This is a genomic window from Solirubrobacter ginsenosidimutans, from assembly GCF_027587205.1.
This window is the reverse complement of the sequence record NZ_JAPDOD010000015.1, coordinates 169022-178679: the sequence shown is the minus strand read 5'-3', so window position 1 is coordinate 178679 and position 9658 is coordinate 169022. Positions and strand designations below refer to the sequence as shown.

At 69.4% G+C, this 9658-nt stretch carries 11 protein-coding genes; 5 read left to right on the top strand and 6 right to left on the bottom strand.

What is annotated here, in order from left to right; translation table 11 throughout:
* Positions 1 to 353 precede the first annotated feature (353 nt).
* Positions 354 to 815, bottom strand: a complete 462-nt coding sequence (locus OM076_RS17375; protein ID WP_270041294.1) for a single-stranded DNA-binding protein — start codon at positions 813 to 815, stop codon at positions 354 to 356.
* A gap of 272 nt (positions 816 to 1087) precedes the next feature.
* Here OM076_RS17375 and rpsR point away from each other — a divergent pair, with 272 nt between their 5' ends.
* The 5 genes from rpsR (at position 1088) to OM076_RS17350 (ending at position 5596) form a co-directional block, all read left to right on the top strand.
* Positions 1088 to 1417 (top strand): 30S ribosomal protein S18, encoded by a 330-nt coding sequence (rpsR, locus tag OM076_RS17370; protein ID WP_270041293.1) that lies wholly within the window; start codon positions 1088 to 1090, stop codon positions 1415 to 1417.
* Between the two features lie 2 nt (positions 1418 to 1419).
* Positions 1420 to 1872, top strand: coding sequence for a 50S ribosomal protein L9 (rplI, locus tag OM076_RS17365; RefSeq protein WP_270041292.1), 453 nt, complete (start codon positions 1420 to 1422; stop codon positions 1870 to 1872).
* A 122-nt stretch (positions 1873 to 1994) separates the two neighbouring features.
* Positions 1995 to 3380, top strand: a complete 1386-nt coding sequence (gene dnaB, locus OM076_RS17360) for a replicative DNA helicase (RefSeq protein ID WP_270041291.1) — start codon at positions 1995 to 1997, stop codon at positions 3378 to 3380.
* Positions 3380 to 4234, top strand: coding sequence for an ATP-binding protein (locus OM076_RS17355; RefSeq protein WP_270041290.1), 855 nt, complete (start codon positions 3380 to 3382; stop codon positions 4232 to 4234). Before dnaB ends, OM076_RS17355 begins: the two co-directional genes overlap by 1 nt.
* 42 nt (positions 4235 to 4276) lie before the next feature.
* Positions 4277 to 5596 (top strand): adenylosuccinate synthase, encoded by a 1320-nt coding sequence (locus OM076_RS17350; protein WP_270041289.1) that lies wholly within the window; start codon positions 4277 to 4279, stop codon positions 5594 to 5596.
* Here OM076_RS17350 and OM076_RS17345 read toward each other — a convergent pair whose 3' ends face one another.
* From OM076_RS17345 to OM076_RS17325, 5 genes are all read right to left on the bottom strand, one after another.
* Positions 5597 to 6184: an RDD family protein gene (locus OM076_RS17345; protein WP_270041288.1), complete on the bottom strand. Its 588-nt coding sequence runs from the start codon at positions 6182 to 6184 to the stop codon at positions 5597 to 5599.
* A gap of 10 nt (positions 6185 to 6194) precedes the next feature.
* On the bottom strand, positions 6195 to 7178 hold the full coding sequence (locus OM076_RS17340; RefSeq protein ID WP_270041287.1) for a Gfo/Idh/MocA family protein: 984 nt from the start codon (positions 7176 to 7178) through the stop codon (positions 6195 to 6197).
* 125 nt (positions 7179 to 7303) lie between these two features.
* Complete coding sequence (locus OM076_RS17335; RefSeq protein ID WP_270041286.1) at positions 7304 to 8086, bottom strand: aminotransferase class IV; 783 nt, start codon at positions 8084 to 8086, stop codon at positions 7304 to 7306.
* A gap of 10 nt (positions 8087 to 8096) precedes the next feature.
* On the bottom strand, positions 8097 to 8813 hold the full coding sequence (locus tag OM076_RS17330; RefSeq protein WP_270041285.1) for a hypothetical protein: 717 nt from the start codon (positions 8811 to 8813) through the stop codon (positions 8097 to 8099).
* Positions 8810 to 9646 carry an ABC transporter ATP-binding protein gene (locus OM076_RS17325; RefSeq protein ID WP_270041284.1) on the bottom strand — a complete coding sequence of 279 codons (837 nt, stop codon included), beginning with the start codon at positions 9644 to 9646 and terminating at the stop codon, positions 8810 to 8812. Before OM076_RS17325 ends, OM076_RS17330 begins: the two co-directional genes overlap by 4 nt.
* Positions 9647 to 9658: the final 12 nt, after the last annotated feature.

Genomic DNA, 9658 nt, shown 5'->3' with positions numbered 1-9658 from the left:
CAACCCCCGATCTCACGACACGAACACGATCGTGTTGCATCGACCGGATGAATCCACCGTCCTCACAGGACGCATTTGTTCGTCACCCCCCTCGCGCATGACTTCGTTGCTCGCCGTAACCGATCACCGCAAGGCCCGGCGCGGACGGGGGTGTCAGCACCACGCCCGTAACTGTCGGTATCCCAGCACCACACTTCGACCCCAACAGAGCCGCGCACCAAGCGGACCCACGCCAGCCCGGGACGGGTGGCACTGCCACTCCCCCTCCCCCACCCGGCGCAGTTGACTTTCGTCTCTTAACGACGAAGGGCCGCCCAAGAGCGGCCCTCCAAAACAAACTCGCTTCTAACGACCTAGAACGGGATGTCGTCGTCCGCGGGCACGTTGCGCGCACCCACGGGCTGCGGAGCGAAGTCCGACGTGTCCGCCGGAACGTCCGAGTGCGGGGCGAACCCGTTGTTGTACGCCTGGCCGCCGCCGCCCTGGCCACCACCCGGGGCGTCGTCGCGACCGCCCAGGAACTGGACGGACTCGGCGACGATCTCGACGGACTCGCGCTTGGAGCCGTCCTGGCCCTGCCACTCGCGCCAGTCGAGGCGACCGTCGATGCAGACCGGGCGACCCTTGGACAGGAAGCGGGCGCAGTTCTCGCCCTGGGCGCCCCAGACCGTGACGCTGAAGTAGTTGGGCTTATCGACCCACTCGCCGTTCTCCTTGCGCCGCGAGTTGGACGCGATACGCAGACTGCAGACCGATGTGCCGGACTGCAGCGACCGAAGCTCCGGGTCGCGCGTGAGGTTCCCTGTGAGAACCACGCGATTGATGTTGCTTGCCGCCATGCCGGCTGGCTCCTTTCCAGACTCTTAGACCTTGGGTCGAGTCTACGGGCGCCTTCGGAGCGATCCGGCCTTCTACGCCGGTTTCTCCGGAGAAAAGTCACAGTGTTGGTGCAAAGCCAGACTGTCTAGCGCGAATGCCGGACGGAAAGGGCAGGTCCGCTACCCTCTCTGGCTGCGCCGAATGGCGTTTGGCCTCGTGCGCGCGGGGCGCGCATCCGAAGAGTCAGCAGCTAGAGAGGTTTCGAACAGTGGCAAAGCAGCGCAGCCGGCCGACGCGCCGGCGTGATCGCAAGACCGGAGGGGGCGGCGGACGCCGGAAGTCCTGCCAGTACTGCCGCGACAAGGTGGAGTTCGTCGATTACAAGGACATCACCGCCCTTCGGAAGTTCATCTCCGACCGCGGCAAGATCCGGTCTCGCCGTATCACTGGCGCGTGTCGCCGGCACCAGAACCAGATCGCCACTGCGGTGAAGCGTGCGCGCGAGCTCGCGCTGCTTCCGTACGTCGGTGAGGGCTCGGGCGCGGACGAGCGCGAAGGCGGCGGCCGCGGTGGACGCGGCGGCGGACGCGACCGTTAGTCATGCCTGAGGCGATCCTCCTGCAGGACCACGAGCAGCTCGGCGCCCGCGGGACGGTCGTCGACGTCTCGAAGGGCTACCTGCGCAACTACTTGATCCCGCGCAAGCTGGCGGCCCCCGCCACCAAGGGCGCGATCGTCGCCGCGGCCAAGCGTCGCGAGGCCACCGAGCGCGCTCTGGCGCAGGCCACGGCCGCCGCGCGCGAGTCCGCCGAGGCGCTGAACCGCACCGTGCTCACGATCCCGCACCAGGCGGGTGACGACGGCCGCCTCTTCGGCTCCGTCACGTCGCAGGACATCGTGGACGCGATCCAGGAGGCCCGCGGCATCACGATCGACCGCCGCAAGGTCAACCTCGAGGAGCCGATCCGCACCGTCGGGACGCGCATGATCGAGGTCGAGGTCGAGGACGGCGTCGTCGCGACCGTCAAGACCATGGTCGTCGAGCAGAAGTAGCGCTCGCGCGCCACGCAGCAGCTTTCGAAGCGCCGGCCGAGCCGGCGCTTCGTCGTTAATGCGGTCTATGCGGGAACACGAACAGGTGTTCGTCCGATACTCGACCTAGACTCGGACGCCCGATGAGCGCACTCCCCGCCACCAACGGTCACAGCGACGGGTTCGGCGGCGGCGCGATGGCGCCCCCGCAGAACCTCGAAGCCGAGCAGTCCGTGCTCGGCGCCGTGCTGCTGTCGGACACGTCGCTGCCCGCGCTGATCATCGACGAGCGGCTGAACCCGGAGGACTTCTACCGGGAGAGCCACGGCCGGATCTACCAGGCGATGCTGGACCTGCACGGTCTCGGCGAGCCGGTCGACGCGCTGACGCTGGTCGAGCACCTCAAGCAGGCGGGGGATCTGGACAGCGTCGGCGGAGCGGCCGCGATCGAGCTCCTCGCCGGCTCGGTCCCCGCGGTCGGCAACCTGCGCAACTACGCGCGGATCGTCAAAGAGAACGCGATGCTGCGGCGGCTGCTGCACGCGGCGTACGACATCCAGGCGACCGTCCACAACCACGAGGCGCTGCCGCGCGACCTGGTGGACATGGCGGAGCGCTCGATCCTCGAGGTCGCCCACGAGGACTCGCGGAAGGACTTCCGCTCAGCCGAGCAACTGCTGGACGCCGAGCTCGACAAGCTGCAGAAGCTCTCGCTCGAGGGCAACCCGATGACGGGCACGCCGTCCGGCTTTGAGGACCTCGACACGATCACCGGCGGCTTCCAGCCCGGCAACCTGATCATCCTGGCCGCGCGTCCCTCCATGGGCAAGTCGGCGCTGATGGTCAACTTCGCCGAGAACGCCGCGCTCGCGTCCAACAAGGCCGTGGCGCTGTTCTCGCTCGAGATGGGCGAGGGCGAGCTCGCCCAGCGCTTCATCGCCTCCCAGGCGTCGATCAAGGGCGACGACCTCCGCAAGGGCCGCGTCCCGCAGTCGCGCTGGGGCAAGATCCTCGCCGCGTCAGGCCGGCTGGCGGAGTCGAAGCTGTTCGTCGACGACTCGTCGGACCTCAGCATCCTCGACGTGCGCGCCAAGTGCCGCCGGCTCGCCCAGCAGACCGCTGACGGCCTCGGGCTGATCCTGATCGACTACCTGCAGCTGATGCGGGCGGGCGGCAATGTCGAGAACCGCGTCGAGCAGATCGGCATGATCTCGCGCGGGTTGAAGACGCTCGCGCGTGAGCTCGAGGTGCCCGTGATCGCGCTGTCTCAGCTCAACCGCGGCGTCGAGCAGCGCCAGGACAAGCGCCCCGTGCTCTCCGACCTGCGCGAGTCGGGCGCGATCGAGCAGGACGCCGACCTCGTGATGTTCGTCTACCGCGACGACTACTACGACCAGGAGTCCGAGCGCGAGGGCCTGGCCGACCTGATCATCGCCAAGCACCGCAACGGCGGCCTGGGAACGGTGGAGCTGACGTTCCAGAAGGAGTTCCCGCGCTTCATGACCTACGTCCCGGACGACCGCTACTGATGGCCGCGTGTCTCGACGGCCGTTGCGACGGCTCAGGCTTCCTCTTCGACGAGGAGACCCGGCGCGCGTATTCGTGCTCGTGCCGGCCGCGGCTTCAGGCCCGCAAGCGCGCGAACGCGGTCGCCGGACGGATCCCGAAGGCCTTCCGGGGCGTGTCGTTCGACCGTGAGCCGGTGCCATCGCTTCGCGCCCAGTATCCGCATGTCCTGAGGCGCGTGCAGGTCTATTGCGACACCATCTCGGAACAGCTCGAGCGTGGTCGCGGGCTGTGGTTCACCGGAGACCTGGGAACCGGCAAGACGACGCTCGCGATGCTGATCTCGAAGACCGCGATGGAACGCGACCACACGGTGGCGATCTACTCGCTCCCTCGGCTGCTGTCGATGCTCCGCGAGACGTTCCGCGACGACAGCGCCCACAGCCTCAATCAGCTGATCGACATGTTGTGCTCGGTCGATCTGCTGCACATCGACGACGTCGGGGCCGAGCAGACGTCCCCGTGGGTGCTGGAGCAGCTCTACACCGTCGTCAACACCCGCTACGAGGATCAGCGCTCGATCGTGCTGACGACGAACCTCATCAAGGCCGAGCGCAAGCGGCCGGCGAAGCTGTCACCGGACGACGACTGGGACGAACGTCCGGACGCCGAGTTGCGAGCGCAGATCGGCGAACGCACGGTGTCGCGTCTCTACGAGATGTGCGAGGACCCGCTGCCGATGTTCGGCGACGATCGACGACCGGAGATGCAGTTCAACGTGCCCGAGCCGGTCGCCGCGGCGCACCGCACGCCGGACCCGTTCGACGACACCCGCTGGGAGGACGACGGGCCGCGCTACGGCCAACCGAGACGCTGAGCGCAACCGCTTTCGTCATCGCTCGTACACTGATTACACGACATGGCCGGAATCGTGATCGTGGGCGCCCAATGGGGCGATGAGGGCAAGGGTAAGGTCGTCGACCTTCTCGCGGAGAAGGCGGACATGGTGATCCGCTTCCAGGGCGGCAACAACGCCGGGCACACCATCGTGCGCGACGGCGTCCACTGGAAGTTCCACCTGATCCCGTCCGGGATTCTCTACCCGGGCAAGCTGTGCGCCATCGGCAACGGGGTCGTGATCGACCCGAAGGTGCTGACGGGTGAGCTCGACGAGCTGCGCGCCAAGGGCGTAGACCTCTCCGGGCTGCGGATCAGCGCCAACGCGCACCTGATCATGCCGTACCACATGTTCCTCGACCACGCGGGCGAGACGAAGCTCGGCAAGCTGCAGATCGGCACCACCCGCCGCGGCATCGGCCCTTGCTACGCCGACAAGGCCGCGCGCCTGGGCATCCGCATCCAGGACCTGCTCGACGAGAAGATCCTCAAGAAGAAGATCGTCGCCGCGATGGACCCCAAGCGCCTGTCACTGCGGCCCTACGCCAAGGCGCCCGAGCTCGACCTGCAGTCGATGACCGAGGACTACCTGACCTACGGGCACCGGATCGCGCAGTACGTCGCCGACACCGCGCGGCTCACGTGGGACGTGCTCGACAGCGGCGCCAACGTCCTCTTCGAGGGCGCGCAGGGCACGCTGCTGGACATCGACCACGGCACGTATCCCTTCGTGACGTCGTCGAACCCGGTCTCGGCCTCGGCCTGCATCGGCACCGGCGTCGGCCCGAAGGACATCGACGAGGTCTGGGGCATCGCCAAGGCCTACGCGACCCGCGTCGGCTCCGGCCCGTTCCCGACCGAGCTCGACGACGAGCTCGGCGTGACGCTGCGCGAGGCCGGCGGCGAGTACGGGACCACGACCGGCCGCGCGCGTCGCGTCGGCTGGATCGACCTCGTCGCCCTGCGCTACGCGACCCGCATCAACTCGCTCACCCATCTGGCGATCACGAAGCTCGACGTGCTCACCGGCCTCGGTGACCTCAACGTCTGCACGCGCTACCGCGGCGCCGAAGAGGCGACGTTCACGCACTATCCGTACCACCAGACCGTCATGCACCAGGCGACGGGCGACTACGAGCGCCTCCCCGGCTGGGATGAGGACATCACGGCCTGCCGCGACGAGAGCGAGCTGCCGCAGAACGCTCGCGACTATCTCGCCTACATCTCCGACTTCGTCGGCGTGCCGGTCGCGTTGATCGGCGTCGGGCCGGGGCGCGACCAGGTCATCTGGACCGAGTCGGGCCGCAATAGCCTTGCGGCCCAGACGCCCGTCGTCGTGTAATCAGTCGAGGATGGTCCGGCTGTCCACGACCATGTCGTGGAGCGCCCGGTTCTCCTCGTCCCAGAGCGGCCACAGATAGTCGATCAGCACCGCGAGGCCGAACGTGAAGGAGCCTGCGATCGCGCCGATGAGCAGCCACTTCACCAGGACCTCGCGGACCACGGCGTAGCCGAAGCTGATCGGCTTGCCGTTGGCGCGCACGACCCGGATGCCGGTCATCATGCGGCCGAGCGTCTTGCCGTTGGTCCGGGCCATCATCAGCGGCGCGTAGAGCAGCGCGGCGACCACGACGCACAGCAGGAAACCCATGAGCGCGAGCACGCTCGCGATGAACCCTGTCGTGTCGCCCACCAGGAACCCGGCGCCGGCGAACGCGGCGAAGATGCCGAAGAAGACGCCGGCGATGATCACGATGACGACGGCGTCGATCAGGTAGGCGCCGACACGCCGCCACCAGCCCGAGAGCTCCCAGCCGGCCGACGCGGGCGCGCTCAACGGGTCCGCGGTGGCCACGCCGCCCGCGCCGGGCGGCGGCGGCGTCGTGTAGCCGGCCAGTGGATCGCCGGACGTGATGCGTGGGTCGCTCATGAGAGCGAGCCTATCGCCGTGTCGCGTTCAGATTCTCCTGGAGCGTCGCGAGTACCCGCACGACCCGGAGCCCCGCGGCCCCGTCGGAGCGCGGCGCCTTCCCCTCGCGGATGCAGTCGATGAAGTGCTCGCACTCGATCCGCAGCGGCTCGCGATTGGAGATCCGTGGGCTGTGGATATCGCCTGAGCGGGTGATGTACTCGCCGTAGGAGTGCGTGTCCTCGTCGAAGCCCTTGTCGTAGATCGTGACCTTGCGCTCGAGCTCCATGTCGTCGAACGTGGCCATCTTCTTGGCTCCGACGACGGTGAAGCTGCGCGTCTTGTGCGGATCCAGCCACGACATGTGCAGATGCGCCGCGACGCCCGACGGGAAGCGCAGGAACGAGAACACCACGTCCTCGACGCCCGCGCGGGTATAGGCCTCGCCGCGCGCTTCGACGGTGTCCGGGTCCTCGCCGGCGAGGTGCAGGACGACCGAGATGTCGTGCGCGCCCAGCGACCAGAGCGCGTTCTCGTCCGAGCGCAGCTTCCCGAGGTTCAGCCGGTGCGAGTAGATGTAGTGGATGTCGCCGAGCTCGCCGGAGTCCGCGATCGCCTTGAGCTTGTCGACGCCGGGGTGATAGACGAGCAGGTGGCCGACCATCAGGATCTTCCCGCTGCGCTCGGCCGCCGCGACCGCCCGCTCGGCGTCCTCGACCGTGTAGGCCAGCGGCTTCTCGACCAGGCAGTGCTTGCCGGCGTCGAGCACCCGCTCGGCGAGCGGGCCGTGGGTCGGCACGGGCGTGGCGAGGACGATCGCGTCGAGCGTGTCGTCGTTGAGGAGATCGTCGAGGTCGGCGGTGAACCGGGCGGTCTGAAACGACGGCGCCCAGCGGGCCCTCGCGGTCTCGGACGCGTCGCAGCACCACGCGAGCTCGCAGCCCGGGATCGCCGCGAAGTTGCGTGCCAAATTGGGGCCCCAGTAGCCGAGGCCGACCACGCCGACGCGAATCACGTTAATTCTCCCCACATGCACGGGTAATACGTACTCATGAGCCTGATTCGAGGCCTCGTCCAAGCCTCAATCCACGTCGCCTGGTATCTCGATTACCAGTGCGGCGGAGCGCCGCATCCGCGCAGTTAGGCGACGACACCGAGCTCCCGCTCGATCGCCTGATCCATCGTCTCGCGGGTCTTGAGGGTGACGGGCCCGGGCGCGGCGGGCAGCGTGAGATCGTCGACCGCGGCGATCGGCTGGACGGTCCGCGTGGTCGACGCGATGAACGCCTCCTCCGCGCCCCGCAGGTCGTCGAGCGTGCACGTCTCTTCGATCACGTCCGTCTCGGCGAGGATCCGCTCGCGGGTGATCGAGCCCAGGATGCGCTCGCTGAGCGGCGGCGTGAACAGGCGCCCGTCGCGCACCCAGAAGAACGACCACGTCGGCCCCTCGAGGATGCGGCCATGCGGGGTGACGAGCAGCGCCTCGTCGTAGCCGCCCTCCTTGGCGATCCGCGTGGCGAGCATGTTGCCGGCGTAGCTGAGGGTCTTGAGCCCGTCGAGCACCCGGTTGGGCGCATAGGTGATCGTCGCGACGCGGGCGACGGGCTTGTGCCGCGGGGCGGGCTCGATCAAGGCGATCCGGCGGCCGCCGCGGGTGAGCACGAGCCGCAGCAGGCACTCGGCCGGGCCGTTGCACTCCAGCAGCGCGGCGATCTCCTCCCGCCACGTGTCCAGGTCCAGCTCGAGCCGGAGACCCGCGCAGGTGCGCGCGAGGCGGGCGAGGTGCTCCTCGAACGCGAACGGGCGGCCCTGGTAGAGCCGCATGACCTCGAACGCCCCGTCCCCGCGGAGGAGGCCTTCGTCCGAGACCGGGATCCTCGCCTCCTCGGCGGGCCCGATCGCACCGTCGACGCTGGCGAGCATGCCTTGAAGGTTAGGGGACGTCTCGGCGGGCGGTCAGCGCCGCCGCCGCACCGCCGAGGAGCGCCGCGTAGATGCAGAGCGTCAGCCCGCCCGCCCAGGGCGGCGGGAGATCGCTGGCGCCGCTGCCGGTGAGCGAGCCCGCTGCGCCGCCGGGACCCCACTGGGCGAAGACGTCCAGCAGGCCCGCGAGGAGCGGGTCGAGCGCGAGCATGACGACCAGCGCGGTGATGACGGCGGCCGCGGGTGAGCGGAAGGCGAGACCGAGCGCGGCGCCGATGACGCCCATCAGCGCGCCGTAGGCGATCGTGCCCGCGGCGCGGGCGGCAAGGACGTCCACGCCGGGGATCGGGCCCGCGCCCGCGCTCAGCAACCCGAACGTGAGGACCGCCGCCGTGATGGCGCCCGCGGCGCCGAAGGACGCCCCGGCGACGGCGTGCGCGCTCAGGCGGTCTGCGATCGCCCGCCGGCGATCGGGGCTGCCGAGGAGCGCGAGCGCAAGGCCGCCGCGCGCGATCTCCCCGCCCGCCGTCGCCGCCGCGTAGACGACGGCGACGAACCCGGTGACCGCACCGCTGGAGAGTGCCGACTCGGCGTCGACGGGCGCCGTGGTCGCGAGATCGCGGACCCCGAGGAATGAGATGGCGAGAAAGCCACTGAACGCGATCGCCAGCGCGAGCGCGCGGCGGTAGGCGGCGACCGTCCGCAGGGCCCAGAACTCGGTCTTCACGAGGCCTCGGTGATCCCCACATAGAGCGCCTCGAGCGCGCCCTGCGTGCTCATCTCGTGCAGGATCGCGCGGCTGTCGCGGACGACTCGGCCCACTTGGTCCGGGTCGGCCCCGGAGACGATCACCGTTCCGGGACCGTCGGTCGTGGCGTCCAGGCCGTTTTGCTTGAGCGCGCCGAGCAACTCGTGCGCGTCAGGTGAGCGCAGGCGGATTCGTTGTGCGAGGAGCGCGTCGAGCGGTCCTTCGGCGACGCGACGGCCTTGCGCGACCACCACGACCCGGTCGCACGTCGCGGCGACCTCGTCGAGCACGTGGCTCGAGAGCAAGACGGTGCCGCCGCGTTCGGCGTGGTCTCTGAGCTGGCCACGCAGCGCGCGCAGGGCGTGGGGGTCCAGGCCGGTCGCGGGCTCGTCGAGCAGGAGGACCTCCGGCTCGGCCAGGAGCGCCGCGGCGAGGGCGAGGCGCCGGCGGGTGCCGAACGAGCAGGCCCCGATCTTGCGGTCCGCGACGGCTTCGAGGCCCGCCTTGGCGAGCGCCGCGTCGGCGTCGCCTTTCCCGTTGCGGCGCGCCGCGAGGGCGAGCTCGTCGCGGGCGGTCCTTGCCGGATGAAAGCCGTCGCGGTCAAGGACGCCGCTCACGCGGCCGACCGCTTCCGCTCTCCCCGCGGTCGCCCTGGTCAGCCCGAACAGGATCCGCAGCGTGGTCGTCTTTCCCGCCCCGTTCGGGCCGAGGAAGCCGCACACGCTGCCCTTCGGAACGGCGAACGACAGGCCGTCGACGGCCGCCGTCGGGCCGTAGCGCTTGCTCAGGTCTTCGACGACAAGGGCATCCACCCACCCGAGGAT

Bases quoted from the DNA above. Each gene is read 5' to 3' on its own strand.
- OM076_RS17350 (WP_270041289.1), top strand. From the start codon at position 4,277: ATGGCCGGAATCGTGATCGTGGGCGCCCAATGGGGCGATGAGGGCAAG.
- rplI (WP_270041292.1), top strand. From the start codon at position 1,420: ATGCCTGAGGCGATCCTCCTGCAGGACCACGAGCAGCTCGGCGCCCGC.
- OM076_RS17335 (WP_270041286.1), bottom strand. From the start codon at position 8,086: ATGCTCGCCAGCGTCGACGGTGCGATCGGGCCCGCCGAGGAGGCGAGG.
- dnaB (WP_270041291.1), top strand. From the start codon at position 1,995: ATGAGCGCACTCCCCGCCACCAACGGTCACAGCGACGGGTTCGGCGGC.
- OM076_RS17345 (WP_270041288.1), bottom strand. From the start codon at position 6,184: ATGAGCGACCCACGCATCACGTCCGGCGATCCACTGGCCGGCTACACG.
- OM076_RS17355 (WP_270041290.1), top strand. From the start codon at position 3,380: ATGGCCGCGTGTCTCGACGGCCGTTGCGACGGCTCAGGCTTCCTCTTC.